Genomic DNA, 23,260 nt, shown 5'->3' on the forward strand with positions numbered 1-23,260 from the left:
CCACGATCTGGCACAACCGCAACACAGGCCGAACCATCACACGGTCACTCATCGCCTACGACCACTGACCCAGCCTTCGGACTTACTCATCTAGGCCGGGTCCCGCCGGGCGGGGCGGGGTCCCGCCGGGCGGGGCGGGGTCCCGCCGGGCGGGGCGGGGTCCTGCCGGGGGCGGGGCCGGGCGGTGCACGGACCCGGGTGCGGGGCGGGGGGCGCGTACGGCGTGGCGCGCGCCGGGGGCGTACGCCGGATTGGTGCGGTCCACCCCGATGCATCCGAGTCATCACATCATCTGCACGAGTACCGCCTTTGAGCGCTACGGTTCACTTCGTACGCACCGAGTGTGCGCACGACGTCACAGATCGACGCGCTGTGGCCGCTTCGACGCGCCCGCGTGCCTTGTCTCCGGGGGGACTCGATGCAGGAGATGTCCAAGGGATCCAACGTCGGCCTCGCGGCCCTCAGCGACGACACCGGCGCCGTGGTGGTGAGCCTCGGCTGGTCCAGCGCCTCCGGTGACGGCGACGCGGACGTCTCCGTCCTCCTGCTGGGCGCGGACGGCAAGGTCCGCAGCGACGCCGACTTCTTCTTCTACAACAACCCGGCCGCGCCGGACGGCAGTGTGCAGCTGCTCGGCAAGAACCCGACGGACGGCGGCAGCGAGGACCGCATCAGCATCGACCTGACCGCGGTCCCGGAGTCCGTCCGCCGCATCGTCGTGGCGGCGAGCCAGTACGACGACGCCACCTTCGGCGAACTGGACGACCTGCGCGTCACCGTCTCGGACCGGTCCGGCGAGACCGTCCTCGGCTTCTCGATCACGGACGCGGGCCGGGAGACCGCCTTCATCTTCGGCGAGCTGTACCGGCGTGGGGCGGAGTGGAAGTTCCGGGCCGTCGGGCAGGGGTACGAGACCGGCCTCGCGGGGCTCGCGACCGAGTTCGGCATCGAGGTCGACGACGCCGAGCCCGGGGACGGACCGGAGCCGGCGGAGGCCCACGCCGGGGGCGCCGCACCGGCACCCGCCACCGTTCCCGCCTCCCCGGCCGCCCCGGCGGTCGAGCAGCTCCCGGCCGGCCAGGCACCGGCGCCCCTGCCCGGACTCCCGGCCCAGGTCGCCCGCACCCCGGCCGCCCCCGCCCAGGCGTCCGTCCCGGTTCCGCCCACCGGGGCGGGGTCGCCGTACGCCGCCGGGGGCCAGGGGGCGGGGGCCCCGGACGGGCCCGTCCCACCGGTGCCCGCCCGCGGGCCCCGCACCGTCAAGAAGAAGATCACCCTGCCCCGCACGGTCCGCCCCTCCCTCGCCGAGAACGACTCCTGGCGCCCGTCCCGCCTCTTCCCGGCCTCCTCCCTGAAGAGCGACCGGGAACGCGAGACCCGGGCCACCTCCGTCCTCCTCTCCGTGATGGCCGAGGTCCCCGAGTTCGGACGGCGACTCACCGCCGCGTTCGGCGCCCCGGCCAGCCGGATGCAGACCTTCGTCGAGGTCCCCCTCCCCCACGGCGGCGGCGAGGCCCCCAAACGCCCCGACGGCGTGATCCGCGTGGAGCGGGCGGGCAAGCTGTGGACGGCCCTGGTGGAGACCAAGACCAACGGCAACCCGCTCCGCTCCGAACAGGTGCAGAGCTATGTGGACATCGCCGCCCGCCGCGGCTACGAGGCCGTGATCACCCTCTCCAACGACGTGGCCCTGGAAGGGCGTCCCCTGGTCGACGTCCGCAGCGACGGGCGCCGCAAGCACAAGGTGGCCCTCTGGCACCTCTCCTGGGCGGAGGTCGCGCACCAGGCGCAGATGCTCATCCGGCACGAGGGCGTGGGCAACGCGGCGCACGTCTGGCTCCTCCAGGAGCTGCTGCACTACCTCCAGCACGACAACTCCGGCTGCCACGGCTTCCAGAACATGGGGCCGGCCTGGGTCCCCGTCCGCAACGGCATCGAGACCGAGACCCTGTGCCAGGGCGACGGACGCGCCCTGGAGGTGGTGGTGAGCTGGGAGCAGCTCATCCGCCAGGTCTGCCTGCGCCTCGGCGGGGAGCTGGGGCAGAAGGCGCTGCCCGTGCAGCGGTCCCGCCGGGGCGAGGACCCGCACCGGCGCCGGCTCGCCCTGGCCGACCAGCTCTGCGACGAGGGCCGGCTCAGCGCCGAGCTGCGGATCGAGGGCACCCCGGGCGTCCTCGCCATCGTCGCCGACCTGCGAACCGCCAAGCTGCGCACCTCGATCGAGATCGAGCCGCCCGACGGCAGCTACCCGCTGACCACCGCGAAGCGCCTGATCCGCACCCTGGCCGAGGCCCCGGCGGACCTCCATGTGGAGACCCTGGTGGACGACGGCAAGGGCCCCCGCGGCACCCTGGAGCGCCTGCGCCCCGAACCGGCCGACCTGCTCCCGCGCGACGAGGCCCGGATCACCGGCTTCCGGCTCTCCCTCTTCAAGAGCATGGGCGCGGCGCGCGGCAACGCGGAGACGGGCTTCATCCGCAGCGTCGACGCCGCCGTGGACCGCTTCCACTCCTCCGTCGTCGCCCACGTCGGAGCGGCCGCGCCCCGCACCACCCCCACCGGAGGCGGCCGCCCGCGCCGCTCCCGCACGGCGGTCCCGATCGGCTGAGCGGGCGCGTCAGCCGCCACCGGCCCGCCCACAGCGCGGCGACGGCCCACAGGGCGAGCACCCCGATCCCGGCCCACGGGCCGAAGACGCCCTCGGGGTGCGCCGCCAGGATCTGGCGCCCGGCCCGGTCCGGCAGGAATCCGACCCGGTCGCCCCCGCCCGACGCGTCGCCGAGGACGAAGGAGACCATCAGCAGGAACGGCACCAGCAGCCCCATCGTGGCGGCCGCGCTCCGCAGCACACCGGCGACTCCGGGCACTTCGACAACGACACCGCCGCCGACTTCTCCGGCACGCTCGACGGCGCCGCCGAGAGCGAGCGGACGGGCATCCTGCGCGAAGCCCTGCTGCGCACCATCTCCGCCGTGGAGTACCTGGACAGCGACGAGGCCGCCGAGGCGGTGGCCGCCGCCGCGCTGATCGCCGCGCAGTGCCCGGGCGGGGCGCTGGTGACCACCTCGTACGGGCAGGACGAGCCGATACCGGCGCTGCCCGAGGAGCTGCGCGGGCAGGCGGTCCGGGCCCTCGACCGGGTGCTGGTGAAGCCCTCGGAGCTGGCGGAGCTGTGGGACGGGAGCGGGTCGGGGGAGGTGTGGCGGGCGGGCCTGGCCGAGCTGCGGGCGGTCCTGGTCGCGGCGGGCGGCTGAGGGGCGCGCCGACGGCCCGGCGGCCGGCCGATGAGTCCCGGGCCGCCGGCCGGTCTGCATCAGTGGGCGCCCCGTGTGCGGGCGCGGAAGGAGGCGGGCAGCCATGGCGGACGACGAAGCCGAGATCAGGAGGCTGGTCGAGCAGTGGGCGGACGCGATCCGCTCGGCCGACCTGCCGGGGGTCCTGGCGGACCACACCGAGGACATCGTGATGTTCGACGTGCCACCGCCGCACCAGGGCGCCCGGGGCCTCGACGCCTATCGCGCGACCTGGCCGCCGTTCTTCGACTGGCTGGCGACCGGGGCGCGGTTCGACATCGAGTCGCTGGACATCACGGCGGGTGACGACGTCGCCTTCGCGTACGCGCTGCTGCGCTGCGGCACGCCCGAGGAGCTGGCCGCGCGGCCGGAGACCCGGCTGCGGCTCACCCTCGGGCTGCGCCGGGAGGCGGGCCGCTGGCGGATCGCGCACGAGCACCACTCGTTCGCGGACACGACGGCGGTCGCCCCGGACGCCTGAGCCATGGCCCCGGATGCCCGAGCGGGCGGGCCGGGGACGGAGACCGGGGGACGGGGACGACCGGGCCGGGACGACACGGGGGTGCGTCCCGGCCCGTCGGGCCCGGCCGCCCCGAACGGACCGGCCGGCCCGCCGCGTCCCCGCCGCGTCAGAGGTGCGTCGGGGCGAACATCCGCAGCAGCGCCGGGAGGACGACCACGGACGGGCCCGGCTGGGCGAGGGCCTTGGACAGGTCCTCGGCCAGCGCCTCCGGGCTCGTGCGCACCGCCGGGACGCCGAAGGACTCGGCGAGGGCCGTGAAGTCCGGGCGGACCAGCTCCGTGCCGGTCGTCTCACCGAAGGCGTCCGACATGTACTCGCGCAGGATGCCGTAACCGCCGTCGTCGACGATCAGCCAGGTGACGGGCAGGTCGTACTGGCGGGCGGTCGCCAGCTCGGCGAGGGAGTACATCGCCCCGCCGTCGCCCGACACGGCGAGGACCGGCCGGCTCGGGTCGGCCGCCGCCGCGCCGAGCGCCGCCGGGAAGGCGTAGCCGAGGCCGCCCGCGCCCTGCGCCGAGTGCATGGTGTTCGGCTGCCGCGCGTCGAACGCGGACCAGGCCCAGTAGGCCAGGATCGTCATGTCCCAGAAGCTGGGCGCGTCATCGGGCAGGGCGGCGCGCACCGAGGCCAGGACCCGCTGCTCCAGGGTGAGTTCCTGCGCGTCGATCCGGGCCCGGACGGCGTCCAGGACCTCCCGCACCGACGCGGCCGCCGTCGGGTCGCGGCGCTCGGTCACGGTTTCCAGCAGTGCCTGGAGACCGAGGCGCGCGTCGGCGTGGATGCCGAGGCCGGGGTGGTTGGACTCCAGCTTGCCGAGGTCCGCCTCGATCTGGATCACCCGGCCGCGGGGCGCGAAGGTGTGGTAGTTCGAGGAGAGTTCGCCGAGCCCGGAGCCGACCACGAGCAGGACGTCGGCCGCCTCCAGGTAGTCGGTGGTGTGCCGGTCCTCCAGCCAGGAGCGCAGCGACAGCGGGTGCTCCCAGGGGAAGGCGCCCTTGCCGCCGAAGGTGGTCACGACGGGCGCGTCGATCTTCTCGGCGAGCGCGCGCAGCTTCCCGGAGGCGTCGGCGCGCACCACTCCGCCGCCCGCGACGATCACGGGCCGGCGGGCGTGGGACAGCAGATCGGCGGCGACGGCGGTGAGTTCGGGCCGGGGCGCCAGGTCCTCGGGGGTGGCGTCCACGGCGGTGACGACCGGCAGGATCGTCTCCGCGAGGAGCACGTCCTGCGGGATCTCCACCCAGACCGGCCCGTGCGGGGCGGTCAGGGCCGACTCCCAGGCCGCCGCGATCGCGGACGGGATCTGGGAGGCGGTGCGCACGGTGTGCACGGACTTCACGATGTCGCGGAACGAGGCCTGCTGGTCGCGGAGTTCGTGCAGATAGCCGTGGCGTCCGCCGCCGAGCCCGGCGACGGGCACCTGGCTGCCGATGGCGAGCACCGGCGCGGAGGCGGCGGCCGCCTCCTGGAGGGCGGCCAGGGACATCAGCGCGCCGGGCCCGGTGGACAGCAGCAGCGGGGCGGCCTCGCCGGTGATCCGCCCGTAGGCGTCGGCGGCGAAGCCCGCGTTGCTCTCCACCCGCAGGCCGACGTAGCGCAGGGAGGAGCGGCGCAGGGCGTCGAACATGCCCAGCGCGTGCTGCCCGGGGAGCCCGAAGACGGTGGTCGCGCCGAGCCCGGCCAGGGTCTCGACGACCAGGTCGCCGCCGTTGCGGCCGGGCGGCGGGTTGAGGGCGGCCTCGGTCTGGGCGGCGCTGGGCCGCAGCACCAGGTCGTGGTCGTGGGTCACTTGGGGCCCTCCCCCGCGCCGGCCTCCCGGCCGGCGGCCGGGGCCGCGTCCCGCGCGGCGGCGATCTGGCGGGACATGATCGTGGTCAGCTCGTAGGCCGTGTGGGAGGCGGCGACCGCGGTGATCTCGGCGTGGTCGTAGGCCGGGGCGACCTCGACCACGTCGGCGGAGACCAGGTTGCAGGAGGCGAGGCCGCGCAGGATCTCCAGCAGCTCGCGGGAGGTCATACCGCCCGCCTCGGGGGTGCCGGTGCCCGGGGCGTGCGCCGGGTCGAGGCAGTCGATGTCGATGGAGATGTAGAGCGGCCGGTCGCCGATGCGCTGGCGGAGCTGGTCGGCGACCTCGTCCGCGCCGCGCCGGTAGACATCGGCGGAGGTGACGATGCCGAAGCCCATCTTCTCGTCGTCGGTCAGGTCCTGCTTGCCGTAGAGGGGGCCGCGGGTGCCGACGTGGGAGAGGGCGGAGGTGTCGAGGATGCCCTCCTCGACGGCCCGGCGGAACGGGGTGCCGTGGGTGTACTCGGCGCCGAAGTAGGTGTCCCAGGTGTCGAGGTGCGCGTCGAAGTGGAGCAGCGCGACGGGTCCGTGCTTCTTGGCGACGGACCGCAGCAGGGGCAGCGCGATGGTGTGGTCGCCGCCGAGGGTCATCATCCGGGCGCCGGTGCCCAGGATGTCGTCGGCGGCGGCCTCGACCGTCTCCACGGCCTCGTTGATGTTGAACGGGTTGGCCGCGATGTCGCCCGCGTCGGCGACCTGGGCGAGCGCGAAGGGGGAGGCGTCCTGCGCCGGGTTGTAGGGGCGCAGCAGACGGGACGCCTCACGGATGGCGTTGCCGCCGAAGCGGGCGCCGGGCCGGTAGGAGACGCCGGAGTCGAAGGGGACGCCGACCACGGCGACATCGGCGCGGCCGACCTCGTCGAGGCGGGGCAGCCGGGCGAACGTGGCGGGCCCTGCGTACCGCGGGATGCGGGAGGAGTCGATCGGGCCGCGCGGCTGCTCGGTGCTGCTCATCTGGGGTTCCTTCTTTCCTGCGCCTCGTCGCGCTGTCGCTGTCGTCGCGGCGTCGCTGTCGTCGCGCTGTCCGCGCTCTCGGTCCCCGCGTGCTCGCCGCGATGACCGCTATCGAATGAATGTGTGCTTATCGTCGACTTTAGCGGGGCCCGGCGGCTGCTTCGGCCGCCGGGGGCTCCGCGGCGGCCCCGCCCGCACCGGCACCGTTCACGCCGTTCCCGCCCGGGCCGCCCTCGTCCGGGCCGCCCCGCCCCGCGAGGCGCTCCCGCCAGTGGGCGAGGACCTCCGGGTCGGTCGGCCGGGTCGCGAGGCTCACGGCCGTGTAGGTGACCAGCGAGGCGATCAGGCCGTAGTAGATGGGCTCGTTGGCGAGGATCCCGTACGTCGCCATCAGGCCGATGACCGAGAGCCCGCCGACCGCCACGGCCGCGAGCGCGCCCTGCACGGTGCCGCGCTTCCACAGCAGCCCGCCGAGGATCGGCACCAGCAGTCCGCCGACGAGGAGGTTGTAGGCGACGGTCAGCGCCTCGACCACGTCGTTGAGGGCGACGGCGACGCAGATGACGGCCAGGCCCATCAGGAGGATGAACGCGCGGTTCCCCTTCACCTCGTCGTGCGGCTCGCCACCCCCGGAACCGGAACCAGAACCGGAGCCGCCGGGCCCGCTGCCGCCGGGGCGGGCGAGGCCGCGCAGCCGGGACCAGATGTCGTTGTTGGCGACGGTGGCGCAGGCGATCAGCGCGCCGGAGGAGGTCGACATCACGGCCGCCAGCGCGGCGGCGAGGACCAGACCGCGCACGCCCATCGGGAGTTCGTCCTTGACGATGGTGGCGAAGGCGTCGTCGGCGTTGGCCAGGTCCGGGTAGAGGACCTTGGCGGCGGTGCCGATGACCGCGCCGGCGAGGGCGTAGGCGAGGCAGTAGGTACCGGCGACGGTGCCGCCCCAGCGGGCCGTCCGGTCGCTGCGGGCGGTGAACACCCGCTGCCAGATGTCCTGCCCGATCAGCATGCCGAAGGTGTAGATCAGGACATAGGTGAAGATCGTCTCGCCGCCGATGCCGAGCGGGGCGAAGTACTCGGTGGGCAGCTGCGCCTTCATCTCGGCGAAGCCGCCCGCCTTGACGACCGCGATCGGCAGCAGGAGCAGCAGCACACCGACCGTCTTGACCACGAACTGCACCATGTCGGTGAGGGTGATCGACCACATGCCGCCGAGCGTCGAGTAGGCGACCACGATCGCGCCGCCGAGGACGATCGAGAGGGTGCGGTTCACGTCGAAGAGGACGTCGAAGATCGTGGCGTAGGCGATGGTCGAGGTGACCGCCAGCATCAGCGTGTACGCCCACATCACCACACCGGTGATCAGCCCGGCCCGGCCGCCGTAGCGCAGGTCGAGCATCTCGGAGACGGTGTAGACCTTCAGCCGGGCGATCCGGGCGGAGAAGAAGATGCTCAGCGCGAGCAGCCCGAGGCCGATGGTGAGGACCATCCACGCGCCGGAGAGCCCGTACTTGTAGCCGAGGCCGACACCGCCGATGGTGGACGCGCCGCCGAGGACGATGGCGGCCATGGTGCCGGAGTACATGGCCGGGCCGAGCCGGCGGCCGGCGACGAGGAACTCGCTCTTGGACTTGGCGCGCCGCATGCCCCACCAGCCCATGCCGAGCATGGCGGCCAGATAGACGACGATCACTGCGTAGTCGACAGCCATCGGCTTTCCTTCCGTCTCGTCCCCCGGACAGGTCCCTCACGTCCCTCACGCGGGCCGGGGCGATCCCACCCCCGCCCGGCCCGGTCGCCGGTCGCGCGCCGAGCACTGACGGTAGGTGGCCGGAAAGCGCCGATGAAGTGTACGTTTCCTCCACTCTTGACTCTCCGGGTGGAGGAAACGTCCATGTCCGATCCGGGTACGGCCCCGCCCACGACGCCGATTCCGCTGGTCACCCTGCTCGCCGACCCCGAGCTGGGCCTGCGCCAGCTCGCGGGCCCGCCGGCCGCCGGTCCCGCGTCGGCCGGACCCGCGTCGGCCGGACCTGTGTCGGCCGAGGCGCCGGCCGGCGGCGCGCACCGGGAAGGGGGCGGCCCGGTACCCCCGGCGGCCCCGGTGATCCGGATGGTGCACACCTCCGAGATGGCCGACCCGTACCCCTATCTCCTCGGCGGCGAGCTGCTGCTCAGCGCGGGCGTGCTGCTCACCGACCCCGACCGCTATGTGGCGCGGATCGTCGAGGCGGGGGCGGCCGCCCTCGGCTTCGGCGTCGCCCCGGTGCACGACGCGGTCCCGCCGGAGCTGATCTCCGCGTGCGACCGGCACGGGCTGCCGCTGCTGGAGGTCCCGCCCCGGACGACGTTCACGGCGGTGGCGCGGGCGGTGTGGCGGCTGATGGCCGAGGCCCGGCACCGTGAGCTGCGCCGGGTGACGCAGGCCCAGCAGGGGCTGGCCGCGGCGGCGGCCCGGCCGGACCCGGTCCCGGCGGTGCTGCACCAGCTCGCGCAGCGCCTGGAGGGCCGGGCGGTCCTCTTCGGCCCGGACGGCGCGGTCCTCTACGCGGCGGGCCGGGAGCGCGCGCCGGAGGCGGCGGCCGGGCTGGCGCGCCTGGCGCGCGTGGTGAGCGGTACGCCGTCCCCCCGGGGCGGGCCGGCCCCGGCCTCGGCCACCGACCAGGCCGGCTCCGACGTCCTCGCCGCGTACGCCCTCGGCGGCGGGCAGGGCCTGGCCCTCGGCCTGGCCGCCCCGACCCGCGAGGCCGGGGACCACACCCTCGCCGGGGTCGCCGTCGTCCTGCTGTCCCTGCTCACCGCGCCCCACCGGGGCACGGACACGGCCGGCCGGTCCACGGCCCTGGTCCGGCTGCTCCTGGGCGAGTCGCCGTCGGCGACCGCGCCGCTGCTGGGGCCGGGCCCCTGGACGGTGGTCCACGCGCACGGCGGCGACGGGACCCCGTTCGCGGCGGCGGCCCTGGGCGCGGCGCTCGGCACCGCACTCGTCTCGCCGGAGGCGGACGGCACGGTCCGCCTCCTCCTCCCGGACGGCCGCGACCCCGCCCCGCAGCCCGGCTGGACCCTCGGCGCGAGCGCCCCCACCCCGCCGGACGCCCTCCCGGAGGCGGACCTCCAGGCCGCCCGCGCCCTGCGCCACGCGACGGCCACCCGCCGCGACCTCACCCGCCACCGCGACCCCGGCGGCCCCCTCACCCCGGAATCCGCCCGCCGCCTCCTCGCCCCTCTCGCCGACGCCCCCGCCCTGCGGGAGACCCTGCGCACCTGGCTCTCCCTCCACGGCAACTGGGACCGCACCGCCACAGCCCTCTCCATCCACCGCAACACCGTCCGCCAGCGCATCACCCGCTGCGCCACCCTCCTCGACGCGGACCTGGACGACGCCGACGTCCGCATGGAGCTGTGGTTCGCGCTGCGGCGGGGGTGACGGCGGGGGCGTCCCCTGTTATCCGCCGGCCGACAGCCGCGCACCCCTGCTCCGCGCGATGCGGTGCACGTCGCGCAGCGACTCCGCGAGGCGGGAAACGGCATAGCGGAGCTGCTCGGGCGTTGCCGAGCGGTCACGCAGCAGATCTTCGATGTGACCGAGGAGGTCCGCGGCCATGCCGAGTTGCACGCTCTCGATGTTGTCGGCGACCCGGGAGACGTACCCGTCGCCGTCGCCGACGAGATAGCAGGGCCTGCCCTCGTCGGCGACCCAGGGCAGTGACCCCCGTGGTATGGGCCTTGCTCGACGAGGCGGTGCTGCGCCGGGTCGTAGGAAGCGGGGAACTCATGGCGGAGCAGATCACGCATCTGGTCCGCCTGGTGGAGTCGGGGCGGGTGCGAGTACATGTGCTGCCGTTCGGGCTGGGCGTCCACACCTTGATGCAAGGCATGCTCACGCTGATGAAGTTCGATGACCAACCCCCGGTGGCGTACTCCGAGGGCATCCAGGTCGGCCTGGTGCACGATTCCCCGGACCTGGTCGACCGCCTCGAAGGAGCCTACGATCTTGCGCTGAGCGACGCATTGCCGCTCAGGGAGTCACTTGCCCTCCTGCGGGCGACAGCGAAGGACTACGGACACCGTGAATGAACGCACGACCCCAGATGCTTCGGCCCCGACCGGCTGGCGCAAGTCGACGTACAGCGGGAACGAGGGCGGCAGTTGCGTCGAAGTTCTGGACGGCCACCCCTCAGGCGTTCCCGTCCGCGACTCCAAGGTCCCGCACGGCCCCGTCCTTGTCTTCTCCGCAGCCGGCTGGTCCTCGTTCGTCACCGCCCTCAGGGAAAGCCCGGCGTGACGAAGCCGCCGTCACATCGGCCCGGAAGGTGACGCCACCCCACCCGTGTCGGGCCCCCGCCCGCATCCGTGGGAGGTCCACCACCCCCGCGCGCGAAACTTGTCCGCTCACCCCAATCCCCTTTCCCCGTCCGCGTGTTGGAATGACGCATGGCCACTCCCGCACACGGCACCACGGCCCTGGGCGGCTCCCCGGACCCCGCCGGGGAGCGTCTGAGGGTGGAGATCGAACGGTTACGGCAGGAGGCGGGCCACCAGCGGCAGTTGGCCCACCGGCGGGCCGAGTGGTGGAACAAGGCGCACATCCTGCTCGGCTTCCCGGCCGCCCTGCTCGCCGGCACCGCGGGGGCCGCCGGCCTCGCGACCCCGGACGCCCGCATCCCGGCGGCCCTGATCGCCCTGGCCTCGGCCGGGTTCGCGGCGGGCGCCGGCTTCCTCCGCGGCGACACCCGCTGCCGCGCCAACAAGCGGGCCCGCAGCGCCTGGGCCGCCGTCGAGGACGCCGCGACCCTCGCCCTCTCCCGCCCCCACCTCTCCTCCGACGACCTCGGGACCCTCCTCCCCCTGCGCCAGACCGCCCTCGCGGCCTACGACGCGGGCGACCCCCAGCCCCCGGGCACCCCACCGGCCCTGCCGCCGCTCTGACCCGCCCGCGGAGCCAGGGCCGAGACCGGCCGCGCACCGAAGAGGCAGCCGCCCGCTCCCGACGCATTGCCCGCCGGAGGGGCCGGGCATAGCGTTCTCTCAGCGGGGACATCGGCCCGAGGCGGCAGCCATGAACGAGAGACACACCGTTCGCAGGGGCCTCTGCACAGCAGCGGCCACCTCCGCCACGCTCCTGCTGGCCCTGACCGCGTGCGGGACCGCGCCTCCGGCACCCGAGCCCGACAGAGCGCCTGTCGCCGTCGCGCTCCAGGCGGACGAGCCCACCGTCAGCCGGGCGATCGGCGCTCAGGCCACCGCCCAGGCCGCAGCGGCCGAGAAAGCCGCCCAGGAGAAGGCGGCCAGAGAGAAGGCCGCCCGGGACCGGGAAACCGAAGAACGCAGGGCCACCGAGGAGACCCGCCGGGCGGAGCCCTCGACCGCGCCACCGCCCAACGGCAGGGGGGTATGCACCACGGACCCGGCAGACCGGCCGAACTGCCGGAACCCCGGTGGGACGATCCACCCCGACGGCGGGGACCAGGATGGCGACGGTGTATACGAGGAGCACGAGCCCGTCGGCCCCGGATACCGGGACCCCCGCGCGTACGACGGCGGCAAGACGTCCGGCGAGGTGCAGTGCGAGTACCTGCGCACCCAGGGCATCCCCTGCTGAGCACACACCGTGCCGCAACGCTCCGACACCGCGACGACATCCGCCCCCCACCCCACGTGCCCCGCATCACTCTGGACACAGAGGACAACCGCCGGGTAACTTGGCTCTGAGCAAGCGCTTAGACATGCGTCGTACCCGTGGCCCCCGGCCCGGGGCGGGCTCTCCGTGACTTCCCGTACCGGCATCGCGAAGGAGGCGTCGACCGTGCGCCGTACCGTTTTCAACGAGGACCACGAGGCGTTCCGCGACACCATCCGCGCCTTCATCGAGGCCGAGGTCGTCCCCGTCTACGACGAGTGGTTCGCCGCGGGCCAGGCGCCGCGCGACTTCTACTACAAGCTCGGCGAGCTGGGGATCTTCGGGATCAACGTGCCGGAGGAGTTCGGCGGCGCCGGCCTGGAGACGCACAAGTTCGAGGCCGTGCTGTACGAGGAGACCGCCCGCGCCGGCGTCCAGTTCGGCGGGTCCGGGGTGCACGTGCTGCTCGCGCTCCCCTACATCAAGTCCCTCGCGACCGACGAGCAGAAGAAGCGCTACCTGCCGAAGTTCGTCTCCGGCGAGGAGATGTGGGCGCTGGCGATGACCGAGCCGGGCACCGGGTCGGACCTCGCCGGCATGAAGACCACCGCCAAGCTCTCCGAGGACGGCACCCACTACGTCCTCAACGGCTCCAAGACCTTCATCACCGGCGGTGTGCACGCCGACCGCGTGATCGTGTGCGCCCGCACCGCCGCGCCGACCGCCGAGGACCGCCGCCACGGCATCTCCCTCTTCGCCGTGGACACCACGGCGGAGGGCTACTCCATCGGCCGCAAGCTGGACAAGCTGGGCCTGCGCACCTCCGACACCGCCGAGCTGGCCTTCGTCGACGTCAAGGTCCCGGTCGAGGACCTGCTCGGCGAGGAGAACAAGGGCTTCTACTACCTCGGCTCCAACCTGCCCTCCGAGCGCTGGGGCATCGCCTTCGGCGCGTACGCGCAGGCCAAGGCGGCCGTCCGGTTCGCCAAGGAGTACGTCCAGGACCGCACGGTCTTCGGCAAGACGGTCGCCTCCTTCCAGAACACCAAGTTCGAGCTGGCCGCCTGCCAGGCCGAGGTGGACGCGGCCGAGGCCGTCGCCGACCGCGCCCTTGAGGCGCTGGACGCGGGCGAGCTGACCGCCGCCGAGGCCGCCTCCGCCAAGCTGTTCTGCACCGAGGTCGCGCACCGCGTGATCGACCGCTGCCTCCAGCTCCACGGCGGCTACGGCTTCATGAACGAGTACCCGATCGCCCGCCTGTACGCGGACAACCGCGTCAACCGCATCTACGGCGGCACCAGCGAGGTCATGAAGATGATCATCGCCAAGGACATGGGACTGTAGGCACACCGGCCCGCTGAAAGCGGACAAGCCGGGGAACGGGAAGCCGGGGAACGGGAAACCGTGACGCAAGCGCTCGACGATCTGCTCGACCTGCTCGATCTGGAGCGGGTCGAGCAGAACATCTTCCGGGGCCGCTCCCGGTCCGCCGTGGTCCCCCGGGTCTTCGGCGGCCAGGTCGCGGCGCAGGCGCTGGTGGCCGCCGGCCGGACCGTGCCGGACGACCGCACGACGCACTCGCTGCACTCCTACTTCCTGCGCATGGGCGACCCCGGCGCACCCATCGTCTACACGGTGGACCGCATCCGCGACGGGCGCTCCTTCACCACCCGCCGGGTCGTCGCGGTGCAGCACGGGCAGCCGATCTTCCATCTCTCGGCGTCCTTCCAGACCGAGGAGGACGGTCTGGAGCACCAGGCGGGCATGCCCCCCGCCCCGGACCCGGAGACCCTGCCCACGGCGGCCGAGTCCCTGCCGCGCTACGCGGACCGCTTCGTGGACGAGGGCGTGGTCGACCGCTTCCTCCAGGCCCGGGCCGCCGTCGACCTGCGGTACGTGGACGAGCCCCCGTACGGCACGGTCGGCCGCCCCCGCGAGCCGCGCTCCCAGGTGTGGTTCCGGGTGAACGGCAAGCTCGCCGACGACCCGCTGCTGCACGTCTGCATGGCGACGTACGTCTCCGACATGACCCTCCTCGACTCGGTCCTCCTCGCCCACGGGCGCGGCGGCTGGGCGGTCGGGGACGTGGTCGGCGCGTCCCTGGACCACGCGATGTGGTTCCACCGGCCGTTCCGGGCGGACGAGTGGCTGCTCTACGACCAGGAGTCGCCGTCCGCGTCCGGCGGGCGGGGGCTGGGCCAGGCCCGGATCTGGACGCGGGACGGGCGGCTGGCGATCTCGGTGATCCAGGAGGGCGTGGTGCGCGTCCCGCGCTGAGCCGCCGGACGCGGTCCGGGCACGCTGTCCACCGGGTCCCCCACCGCGTCCGGAATCGGGCATACCGTCCCCGCCATGAGCGACCCGCACGACCCTGACCCGCACACGCCGGACGACCGGGCCAGGACGGATGCGCCGGGAACGCCGGAGGCACCGCAGGCGCCGGACAAGCCCGAGAGCGCCTTCACCGTCGTCGTCGCGGCGGCGGCCAATCTGCTGATCGCCGTCGCCAAGGCGGTGGCCGGCCTGATCAGCGGCTCCAGCGCGATGATGTCGGAGGCGGCCCACTCCCTCGCGGACACGGTCACCGAGGTCATGCTGCTCGCGGCCGTGAAGCGCGGCGACAAGCCCGCCGACGAGGAGCACCCGCTGGGCCACGGGCCGGAACGCTACATCTGGGCGCTACTGGCCTCCGTGGCGACCTTCGTCGGCGGCGCGGTCTTCTCCGTCTACGACGGCATCCACGCCCTCACCCACGACGAGAAGCCGGGCGACCCCCTGGTGGCGTACATCGTGCTGGCCATCGCCTTCCTGCTGGAGGGCTTCTCGCTGCGGACGGGCCTGCGGCAGGCCCGGGCCGAGGCGCGGCTGCGGTCGATGGACTTCGGCCGCTATCTGCGGCGCACGCCGGACACCGCGGTCAAGGCGGTGGTCATGGAGGACTCGGCCGCCCTGGTCGGACTGCTGCTCGCGGCGGGCGGGCTGCTGGGCGGCCAGCTCACCGACTCCGTGGTCTGGGACGGGGTCGCGTCCCTGCTGATCGGGGTGGTGCTGGTGTACGTGGCGTGGGTGCTGGGCCGCAGCAACGCCCAGCTCCTGATCGGCCGCCCGCTGCCGCCGTACATCCGGGCGGGGGTCCGGGAGGAGATCCTGTCCGTCCCGCACACCGTGGCCGTCCTGGAGCTGACGACCCTGATCCAGGGCCCCCGGGAGTCCCTGGTCGCGGCGAAGGTCGACTTCCGCGACGCGTCCAGCGCGCGGGAGGTGGAGTGGGCCTGCGACGAGGCCGCCCACCGCCTCCGCGCCCGCTACCCCTCCATCCACCGCGTCTACCTCGACCCGACCCCGACGCCCCCGGCCCCGCCCGCCGGGCCGTGACCGCTCAGGCGGCCGGAGTGTGCGCCGTGAAGACGACCTTCGACGTCTCCCCGTCCAGCTCCAGGTTCAACGAGGCGTCGAGTGCCCGCGCCAGCCGGGCGAGCAGCGGCAGCGTCGGCATGGTGCCGCCCAGCTCCAGCTTGGACACCTGCGGCTGCGTCATCCCGGCGCGCCGCGCCGGCTCGGTCTGCGAGATCCCGAGCTCGGCCCGCCGGTCGTACACGGCCTGCCCGAGGTCGAACGAGAGCCGGATCTCCTCCCGTCGGCGCGCGGTCTCCGGGCTTTCGCTGATGCCGCGTGCACGGGTACTCGCCCGGACCGTCGTCCATCGCGTGTGACCGGCCACCCCGATCGTCCCCTCCTCGGCCCTTCGGCAGACCCTCGTGTGCGGGGCGGCCGTATCGATGCACGGCAACGTATGCGTGCGCGCAGGCCCCCCGGGGCTCCTCCCCACACGAACCCCGCGGACGGGTGACCGCGGCACCGGGCTTGACGCGCTGCCGCGTTCGCCCCCCTCAGCCCGCCGCCCCCAGGGGCACCGTCGCTTCGACGGCGAAGCCGCCGTCCGGGGTGGGGAAGGCCGTGAAGGTGCCGCCGAGGGCGGTGGTGCGGGCGCGGAGGCCCGGGAGGCCGTGGCCGCCGCCCGGTTCGGGGGTGGGGGCGGGGAGGGGGGCGGGGCCGTTGCGGACGGAGAGGCGGAGGGCGCCCGCGGCGCGGTGGACGTCGACCTCGACGCGGGCGCCGGGCGCGTGGCGGCGGGCGTTGGTCAGGCCCTCCTGGACGACGCGGTAGGCGGTGCGTTCCACGTCCTGGGGGCAGGCGCCCAGGTCCAGGCGGACGGCGACCGCGCCCGCGGCCTGGAGGAGCTGCGGGAGCCGGGCGAGGCCCGGGCCCGCGCGCCGAACCGTTTCGCTCAGGTCGGCCGCGGCCCGCCGGCTGAGGTCGCCCAGCGCCTCGGCCTGCGCCCGGTACTCCGCCGACTCCGCGGTCGCGGCCAGCGTCGCGGAGCGCAGGCTGATCAGGCTGAGGTGGTGGGCGGCGGTGTCGTGGACGTCCCGGGCCAGCCGCTCGCGCTCCCGCAGGGCCGCCTGCTCGGCCGCGTAGCGGCGCTCACGGTCGCGGGAGAGGGCCAGTTCGCCGAGGCGCGCGGCGAGTTCCCGGCGCGCGCGGGCGAGGCGGCCCAGCGCCGCGGGCGCGACGGCGAGCAGCCCGGAGAGCAGCAGGCCGAGGGTGACGTCCGGCAGGGTCCACGGGTAGTCGCCGAGGCCCCGCCACGGCACGAAGGAGACGACGGCGACCGCGGCGGCCGCCACCACGACCTCCCGGCGGCGCCGGGACACCGCGACGGCGTGCAGCGCGGCCATCGCCGGGAGCCAGAGCACGCCGGTGGCCAGGGTCGGCAGGGCCACCAGCATCACGGCGCGCGGGAAGCGCCGCCGCAGCGGCAGCACTCCGGCGGCGAGGAGCGCGCCGGGCAGCATGAGGCCGGGCAGGGCGATCCGCGTCGCCAGCACCTCGGCGACGGCGGCGACGAGGACCAGCGCCTCCACGGCGCAGACCCGCCAGACGTCGCCGAGCCCGTGCCGCAGCGCGGCGCGCAGGGGCGGGTGGAGGGCCAGCCGGCGGCGGGAGGGGAGGGTCCGGCGGCCCGAGTCCCCACCCGAACGTCCGGCCACCTCCCGGCCGGGCCCCGAAGACCCGCCCGCCACCTGGGCCGCCGCCCCGCCCGGGCACCCGCTCGCCTCCGGGGCGAGGCCCGAGCCCTCGGCCGCCGCCCCGCCTGCGGAGTCCGAAGCCCCGCCCGGGGGCACCGCACCAGCCGACAGCCGGCGCGTGCCCCGGGCCGGCCCGTCGGCCGACGGGCCGGGGTCCGAGAGCCCGCCCGACGCGTCGGAAACGCCGCCCCCGTCCCGTATCGCGCCGCTCACGACGCCCCCGCCCTGTGCAGCGTCGCCGCCAGGGCCACCCGGCTGCCCGCGCCGAGTTTGCGCTTCATCGCGCCGATATGGGTCTTGACCGTGGTCACGCCCATGCCGAGGCACGCGGCGATGTCCGCGTTGGGCAGGCCCGCGGCGATCAGGGTCAGCACCTCGCGTTCCCGGTCGGTGAGGAGGTCCAGCGGGTCGGGCCCGTCGCCGGGGGGCGGGGCGGGGGCCGGCGGGGTCCGGGCGGTCCACGCGGCGAGCACGGCCGCGCTGCCGGGCGGGGTGCAGACCACCCCGCCCGCCGCGAGCAGCCGCACCGCGTCGGTGAACGCCCGCGGCTCCATGGTCTTCAGCAGGAACCCGCAGGCCCCGCCCCGCAGCGCCCGTTCCAGGTGGTCGGCGGTGTCCAGGGCGGTGAGCATCGCGACGGCGGGCGGCGCGGGCAGCGCCCGCAGCGCCGGCAGGACGTCGTCCAGGCCGTGCGCGGACGGCATGTCGACGTCCAGCAGCACCAGGTCGGGCGCGGCGGCGCGGACCGCGTCCACGGCGCCGGGGCCGTCGACGGCGCCCGCGACGGCGATCCCCTCGGCGCGGCCGAGGATGCTGGTGAGCGCGGTGCGGACGAGTTCCTCGTCGTCGACGACGAGGACCCGCACCGGCCTCGAGTCGTAGGGCAAAGGTCGTCCTGTGGTCGGAAGGCGGGAGCGGCTTCGGCTGGGAGCCTGGGTGCTGATCCTAGGCGGTGTCACGGCGGCCGGGCCGGGCTCCCGGCGAGGCCGGCATCACACCCCCGAGGCCGCCACGAGCGTCCGCAGGGATCGCCCCGGGGCCTCTCGACCAGGCGGCCCCGGGAACACGCGCACTCCGGACCCCCGGTGCGACCGGCCCGTGACCGGCCGCCGGCCCCGAGGGCCCCGGCCCGGGGAACCCGAAGGTACCGAGGGAACCGCAAGGAACCGGCAGGGAAGGGAACGGATCCGGTGAGCGCAGGCCCGCAGGCCGAGGAGGAACCGTCGAGCGTCGATGCGCCGCTCGACGCGGCCCGGCGGACCGCACGGTGGGCGCGCGCCCCGCGCGGCGAGCGCATGCTGTGGATCGCCTGCGGGGCCGTGCTCGTGGTCGCCACCGTCGGCCTGCTGCTGGGCGCCCGCCAGTGGGCGGACGGTTGGACACCGGTACACGCTACGCCGTCGGCCTCGGGGTGCGCGGCGCGATGTTCCTGACCCTGATCGCCGGCACGTACTGCCTGGTGCGGGGCAGCTGGCGCGACTGACGCGCGACCGAGCGGACTTCCGCGAGCGGGACGCCGCGGACCGAGACCGTGCCCGCGTGGCCTCCCCCATGGGCCACGCGGGCACCTCCACCTCCACGTCCGGGGTCCGGGCCGGGAACGCGCCGCACGCCCCCGTCAGGCCGGTACCTCCAGCCCCGCCTCGTTCAGCAGGTACGCCGTCATCGGCTCGTAGGAGCGCGGGTCGGTGACGTGGTCGTCGAGGGGGACGGTGACCTGGAGGGTGCCCTCGGACTCGCCGATGAACAGCGCCGGGTCGTTGCAGTCCGCGTAGCCGACGGAGTCCAGCCCGCGCTGCCCCGCGCACCCCGCCCAGCCGTGGTCGGCGACGACCAGGTCCGGCAGCGGGCGCCCCTCGCGCGCCAGGCCGTCGAGGACGGCGGCCATCGGGGCGGGCGAGTGGGTGTGCCAGAGGGTGGCGCCCCGCTCCAGGACCGCCACGTCGGCGACCTGGTAGACCATGCCCTCGTCCGCGGTGAGCCCGCCCGGGATGCGCACGATCTCGCAGCCCGCGGCCCGCAGCGCGGCGGCGGTCTGCCGGTGGACGTCGAGCATCCCGCCGGGGTGCCCGGTCGCGAAGAGGACGCGCTCCTGCCCGGCGGCGGCCTTCCGCAGGCGGGCGGCCATGCGCTCCAGGGCGCCGACGGTCAGCTCCGGGTCGATGGTGTCCTGCCCGTGCCGGTGCGCCGGGTCGTCGTTGACCCCGCAGCGCTCGGCCATCACCGCGAGCACGTCCTGCTCGTCGGTCCACCGGTCGCCGAGCTCCAGGCCGAGCCAGTAGTGCCGGTCGCCGTTGGCGAGCTTGCGGTAGTGCGAGAGGTTGTTGTCGCGCGGCGTGGCCACGTCTCCGGCGATACGGGTGCGGACGAGGTGGTCGACGAGGGCGGCACGGCTGGGTATCGGCATGGCCCCATTGTGCCGTCCGATGAGCGGAGCGTGCGGGGCATATCACCCGCTGGTACGTGCGGCCCCGCCCGGACCGGCTCCGCCGGGGCGCCCGCCGCCGTGCCCGTCGCCTCCGCCGAGGCGGTCGAGGAGCAGGCCGAGGTACGTCTCCAGCCGCTCGCTCAGCACCCCCGGCGTGAGATCGGTCCGGCCCAGTTCGCGCCAGGGCACGGCGACCTTCTCGGCGTCCGGGGCGAAGGCCAGGGCGTCCAGCAGCCGCCAGTACAGGCGGTCCGCGCGGTCGGGCGCGAGGACGCCGCCGGCCGCCCGGTAGGCGTCCGGGAACGCGAGGCCGGCCGCCGGGCCGTGCAGCAGCGCGAGGGCGGTCGAGCAGTGGGCGACGTCCAGGTCCGCGGGGCCCCAGGAGGTCTCGACCCAGTCGACGAGCCCGGTGATCCGCGGGGCGTGGGCGTCGCCGGAGAAGAGGACGTTCCCCGGGTGGTAGTCCCGGTGCAGGAAGCACGCCCGGTGGGCGGGGGCGTCCCGCCGGATGACGTCGACGGCCCGCCGCCACACCTCGGGCCGCCGGGTTCCCTCGGGGACGCGGACCCGGTCGGGAGCCGTCCAGGGCTGGTAGGCGCGGGGGCGGGCGGCTCCGGTGGCGGGCAGGCGGTGCACGGCGAGGAGCTGCCGCGCGAGCGGCCCCGTCCGGGCGGCGGCGCCCGCGTCGTCCAGCCGCACCTCGCCGGGGAGGTGGGTCATCAGCAGCGAGGGGTGGTCGCAGTGCTCCCCGGTGGGGTCCGCGGCGACGAAGGCGGCGGCGGGGACCTCCGTGCCCGCGAACAGCCGCAGCACCTCGGCCTCGCGGCCGAGGAGTCCGGGCGCGTGGCGGCGGTAGAAGGGCTCGGCGAAGGACCGCAGCACCAGCAGGCGCGTGCCGTGGGGCCCCTCGATCCGCAGCCGCCGCATCCGCGCCGTCCAGCCGCCCCGGAGGCGTTCCGCCCCGGTGATCCGCTCCCCCGCGCGGAGCTGCTCCGCCACCCAGTTCCGGGTGGCGTCCCGGTCCCCGCCGGCGTACCGGCGGTCCCCGTCCGTGCCCGTGCCCGTGTCCCCGTCCGTGATCATGCGGTCACGGTACGGCCGGCCGCGCGGCGCCCGCCCGGAGCGGACGGCTCCGGCACCGGTTTCCGGCCACGCCCCGCCCCGCCGGGCCCCCGCCCGGCGTCCGTCGCCCCCCCTCAGTCCCCCAGCGCCGCGAACGCTCCGTATGCCAGGCGGCGCAGCAGGGTCTCGGCGGCGGGGCGGCCGAGGGGGCCGCCGCCGTTGACGCCGAGGTGGGGGGTGGAGTTGAGCAGGCCGAAGACCGCGTGGACGGCGGTGCGGGCCTCGGTCTCGGCGACCGAGGGGTGCAGTTCCCGCACGACCGCGACCCACAGCTCCACGTACTGGCGCTGGAGCTGGCGGACCCGCCGCCGGTCACTGTCCCGCAGGCGGTCCAGCTCGCGGTCGTGCAGGGTGATGAGCGGACGGTCGTCGATCGCGAAGTCGATATGGCCGTCGATCAGGGCGGCCAGCAGGTACGCGGGGTCGCCGCCGGACTCGTCCACACGGCGCCGGCCGCCGTCCAGGAGGCGTTCGCTGATGCCCACCAGCAGCTCGGCCAGCATCGCGTCCTTGCCGGGGAAGTGCCGGTACAGGCCCGGGCCGCTGATGCCCACGGCGGCGCCTATCTCGTCGACGCCCACGCCGTGGAAGCCGCGCTCGGCGAAGAGGCGGGCGGCCTCCCGGAGGATCTGCTCACGGCGCGTCGGGGCCGAGGTCCTGGTGCTCATGAACATTCATTCTAGACAGCGCGGTTAGCGGTCGTTAACCTGGACGGCACACGTTAACGCTCATTAACCGAGCAAGGGAGCTCGATCGATGCAGCAGGCACCAGTGCTGGCGAGCGCCGCCGATCCGGCGTCCGAGGCCTGGCGGACCAACGAGGCGGCCCACCGCGAGCTGGGCGAGGAGCTGCGGTCCCGCCTCGCCGCGGCCCGTCTCGGCGGCGGCGAGAAGGCCCGCGCCCGGCACACCGCGCGCGGCAAACTGCTGCCGCGGGACCGGGTGGACGCCCTCCTCGACCCCGGCTCACCCTTCCTGGAGCTGGCCCCGCTCGCCGCCGAGGGGATGTACAGCGGCGCGGCCCCGGCCGCCGGGGTGATCGCCGGGATCGGCCGGGTCAGCGGGCGCGAGTGCGTGATCGTGGCGAACGACGCCACCGTCAAGGGCGGCACCTACTACCCGATGACGGTGAAGAAGCACCTCCGCGCCCAGGAGGTCGCCCTGGAGAACCGCCTCCCCTGCCTCTACCTGGTCGACTCCGGCGGCGCGTTCCTCCCCATGCAGGACGACGTCTTCCCCGACCGCGAGCACTTCGGCCGGATCTTCTACAACCAGGCGCGGATGTCCGGCGCGGGCATCCCCCAGATCGCGGCCGTCCTCGGCTCCTGCACGGCCGGCGGCGCGTACGTCCCGGCGATGAGCGACGAGGCGGTCATCGTACGGAACCAGGGCACGATCTTCCTCGGCGGCCCGCCGCTGGTGAAGGCGGCCACCGGCGAGGTCGTCACCGCCGAGGAGCTGGGCGGCGGCGAGGTCCACTCCCGGGTCTCCGGCGTCACCGACCACCTCGCCGAGGACGACGCCCACGCCCTGCGCATCGTGCGGAACATCGTCGCCACCCTGCCCGCGCGCGGCCCCCTGCCGTGGTCGGTGGAGCCCGCCGAGGAGCCCAAGGCGGATCCGGCCGGGCTGTACGGCGCGGTCCCCGTCGACTCCCGCACCCCGTACGACGCCCGGGAGATCATCGCCCGGATCACGGACGGCTCCCGGTTCCAGGAGTTCAAGGCCGAGTTCGGCACCACCCTGGTCACCGGCTTCGCCCGCATCCACGGCCACCCGGTCGGCATCGTCGCCAACAACGGCATCCTCTTCGCCGAGTCCGCCCAGAAGGGCGCGCACTTCATCGAGCTGTGCGACCAGCGCGGCATCCCGCTGCTCTTCCTCCAGAACATCTCCGGCTTCATGGTCGGCAAGGACTACGAGGCCGGGGGCATCGCCAAGCACGGCGCCAAGATGGTCACCGCGGTCGCCTGCACCCGCGTCCCCAAGTTGACCGTGGTCGTCGGCGGTTCGTACGGCGCGGGCAACTACTCGATGTGCGGCCGGGCCTACTCCCCCCGCTTCCTGTGGATGTGGCCGAACGCCAAGATCTCCGTGATGGGCGGCGAGCAGGCCGCCTCCGTCCTCGCCACCGTCAAGCGCGACCAGATCGAGGGCCGCGGCGAGGAGTGGAGCGCCGAGGAGGAAGAGGCGTTCAAGGCCCCCGTCCGCGCCCAGTACGAGACCCAGGGCAACGCCTACTACGCCACCGCCCGCCTGTGGGACGACGGGGTGATCGACCCCCAGGACACCCGTCAGGTGCTGGGTCTCGCCCTGACCGCCTGCGCCAACGCCCCGCTGGGAGAACCCCGGTTCGGCGTCTTCCGGATGTGAGGAACTGTCCAC

Annotated in this window: 21 protein-coding genes and 1 pseudogene; 12 read left to right on the forward strand and 10 right to left on the reverse strand. The window is 74.8% G+C overall.

The annotated features are described in order from the left end of the window. Nucleotides 1-427 precede the first annotated feature (427 nt). The 3 genes from ABZ457_RS20070 to ABZ457_RS20080 all read left to right on the forward strand — a co-directional run bounded on the left by ABZ457_RS20070 (nt 428) and on the right by ABZ457_RS20080 (nt 3,774). Nucleotides 428-2,608, forward strand: coding sequence for a TerD family protein (locus ABZ457_RS20070; RefSeq protein WP_359158981.1), 2,181 nt, complete (start codon nt 428-430; stop codon nt 2,606-2,608). A 97-nt stretch (nt 2,609-2,705) separates the two neighbouring features. Further along, nucleotides 2,706-3,254: a DUF4259 domain-containing protein gene (locus ABZ457_RS20075; RefSeq protein ID WP_359158983.1), complete on the forward strand. Its 549-nt coding sequence runs from the start codon at nt 2,706-2,708 to the stop codon at nt 3,252-3,254. A 103-nt stretch (nt 3,255-3,357) separates the two neighbouring features. After that, nucleotides 3,358-3,774: an SgcJ/EcaC family oxidoreductase gene (locus ABZ457_RS20080; protein WP_359158985.1), complete on the forward strand. Its 417-nt coding sequence runs from the start codon at nt 3,358-3,360 to the stop codon at nt 3,772-3,774. A gap of 148 nt (nt 3,775-3,922) precedes the next feature. Here ABZ457_RS20080 and ABZ457_RS20085 read toward each other — a convergent pair whose 3' ends face one another. The 3 genes from ABZ457_RS20085 to ABZ457_RS20095 all read right to left on the reverse strand — a co-directional run bounded on the left by ABZ457_RS20085 (nt 3,923) and on the right by ABZ457_RS20095 (nt 8,326). Continuing rightward, a complete protein-coding gene (locus ABZ457_RS20085) occupies nt 3,923-5,605 on the reverse strand; it encodes a thiamine pyrophosphate-binding protein (protein ID WP_359158987.1) in 1,683 nt (560 codons plus the stop codon). Continuing rightward, complete coding sequence (gene speB, locus ABZ457_RS20090) at nt 5,602-6,615, reverse strand: agmatinase (protein ID WP_359158989.1); 1,014 nt, start codon at nt 6,613-6,615, stop codon at nt 5,602-5,604. The genes ABZ457_RS20085 and speB overlap by 4 nt, the downstream gene beginning before the upstream one ends. A gap of 139 nt (nt 6,616-6,754) precedes the next feature. After that, on the reverse strand, nt 6,755-8,326 hold the full coding sequence (locus ABZ457_RS20095; protein WP_359158991.1) for a sodium:solute symporter: 1,572 nt from the start codon (nt 8,324-8,326) through the stop codon (nt 6,755-6,757). Between the two features lie 183 nt (nt 8,327-8,509). Here ABZ457_RS20095 and ABZ457_RS20100 point away from each other — a divergent pair, with 183 nt between their 5' ends. Beyond that, complete coding sequence (locus ABZ457_RS20100) at nt 8,510-10,042, forward strand: PucR family transcriptional regulator (protein WP_359158993.1); 1,533 nt, start codon at nt 8,510-8,512, stop codon at nt 10,040-10,042. A gap of 18 nt (nt 10,043-10,060) precedes the next feature. Here ABZ457_RS20100 and ABZ457_RS20105 read toward each other — a convergent pair whose 3' ends face one another. Beyond that, nucleotides 10,061-10,336, reverse strand: coding sequence for a hypothetical protein (locus ABZ457_RS20105; RefSeq protein ID WP_359159087.1), 276 nt, complete (start codon nt 10,334-10,336; stop codon nt 10,061-10,063). On the opposite strand from ABZ457_RS20105, the pseudogene ABZ457_RS20110 reads away from it, so the two are divergent. The 7 genes and pseudogenes from ABZ457_RS20110 to ABZ457_RS20140 all read left to right on the forward strand — a co-directional run. Further along, nucleotides 10,318-10,692, forward strand: a pseudogene (locus ABZ457_RS20110) (DUF5753 domain-containing protein); the annotation flags it as partial. The gene ABZ457_RS20105 and the pseudogene ABZ457_RS20110 sit on opposite strands and share 19 nt — an antisense overlap. Then, nucleotides 10,685-10,900 (forward strand): DUF397 domain-containing protein, encoded by a 216-nt coding sequence (locus ABZ457_RS20115; protein WP_359158995.1) that lies wholly within the window; start codon nt 10,685-10,687, stop codon nt 10,898-10,900. The pseudogene ABZ457_RS20110 and the gene ABZ457_RS20115, both read left to right, overlap by 8 nt. Nucleotides 10,901-11,049: 149 nt before the next feature. Further along, entirely contained in the window at nt 11,050-11,544 is a 495-nt protein-coding gene (locus ABZ457_RS20120) for a hypothetical protein (protein ID WP_359158997.1), read from the forward strand. 130 nt (nt 11,545-11,674) lie between these two features. Next, on the forward strand, nt 11,675-12,217 hold the full coding sequence (locus ABZ457_RS20125; RefSeq protein WP_359158999.1) for a hypothetical protein: 543 nt from the start codon (nt 11,675-11,677) through the stop codon (nt 12,215-12,217). Nucleotides 12,218-12,421: 204 nt separating this feature from the next. Beyond that, on the forward strand, nt 12,422-13,579 hold the full coding sequence (locus ABZ457_RS20130; protein ID WP_359159001.1) for an acyl-CoA dehydrogenase family protein: 1,158 nt from the start codon (nt 12,422-12,424) through the stop codon (nt 13,577-13,579). 60 nt (nt 13,580-13,639) lie between these two features. Next, the gene (tesB, locus tag ABZ457_RS20135; RefSeq protein ID WP_359159003.1) at nt 13,640-14,512 is read left to right on the forward strand and encodes an acyl-CoA thioesterase II; all 873 of its coding nucleotides are present in this window, start codon (nt 13,640-13,642) and stop codon (nt 14,510-14,512) included. A 75-nt stretch (nt 14,513-14,587) separates the two neighbouring features. Further along, nucleotides 14,588-15,610, forward strand: coding sequence for a cation diffusion facilitator family transporter (locus ABZ457_RS20140; protein WP_359159005.1), 1,023 nt, complete (start codon nt 14,588-14,590; stop codon nt 15,608-15,610). A 4-nt stretch (nt 15,611-15,614) separates the two neighbouring features. Here the strand turns inward: ABZ457_RS20140 and ABZ457_RS20145 are convergent, their stop codons facing one another. The 6 genes from ABZ457_RS20145 to ABZ457_RS20170 all read right to left on the reverse strand — a co-directional run bounded on the left by ABZ457_RS20145 (nt 15,615) and on the right by ABZ457_RS20170 (nt 21,543). Further along, nucleotides 15,615-15,956, reverse strand: coding sequence for a helix-turn-helix transcriptional regulator (locus tag ABZ457_RS20145; protein ID WP_359159007.1), 342 nt, complete (start codon nt 15,954-15,956; stop codon nt 15,615-15,617). Nucleotides 15,957-16,125: 169 nt separating this feature from the next. After that, entirely contained in the window at nt 16,126-17,286 is a 1,161-nt protein-coding gene (locus ABZ457_RS20150; RefSeq protein ID WP_359159009.1) for a histidine kinase, read from the reverse strand. Nucleotides 17,287-17,534: 248 nt separating this feature from the next. Beyond that, nucleotides 17,535-18,212 (reverse strand): response regulator transcription factor, encoded by a 678-nt coding sequence (locus ABZ457_RS20155; protein WP_359159011.1) that lies wholly within the window; start codon nt 18,210-18,212, stop codon nt 17,535-17,537. Nucleotides 18,213-18,943: 731 nt separating this feature from the next. Continuing rightward, nucleotides 18,944-19,732 (reverse strand): phosphatase, encoded by a 789-nt coding sequence (locus ABZ457_RS20160; RefSeq protein WP_359159013.1) that lies wholly within the window; start codon nt 19,730-19,732, stop codon nt 18,944-18,946. A gap of 42 nt (nt 19,733-19,774) precedes the next feature. Further along, nucleotides 19,775-20,836, reverse strand: coding sequence for a phosphotransferase (locus tag ABZ457_RS20165; protein WP_359159015.1), 1,062 nt, complete (start codon nt 20,834-20,836; stop codon nt 19,775-19,777). A 113-nt stretch (nt 20,837-20,949) separates the two neighbouring features. After that, complete coding sequence (locus ABZ457_RS20170; RefSeq protein WP_359159017.1) at nt 20,950-21,543, reverse strand: helix-turn-helix domain-containing protein; 594 nt, start codon at nt 21,541-21,543, stop codon at nt 20,950-20,952. Nucleotides 21,544-21,631: 88 nt separating this feature from the next. Here ABZ457_RS20170 and ABZ457_RS20175 point away from each other — a divergent pair, with 88 nt between their 5' ends. After that, nucleotides 21,632-23,248: a carboxyl transferase domain-containing protein gene (locus tag ABZ457_RS20175; protein ID WP_359159019.1), complete on the forward strand. Its 1,617-nt coding sequence runs from the start codon at nt 21,632-21,634 to the stop codon at nt 23,246-23,248. Nucleotides 23,249-23,260 lie beyond the last annotated feature (12 nt).

This window comes from Streptomyces sp. NPDC005805 (assembly GCF_040630445.1).
Lineage (GTDB): Bacteria > Actinomycetota > Actinomycetes > Streptomycetales > Streptomycetaceae > Streptomyces.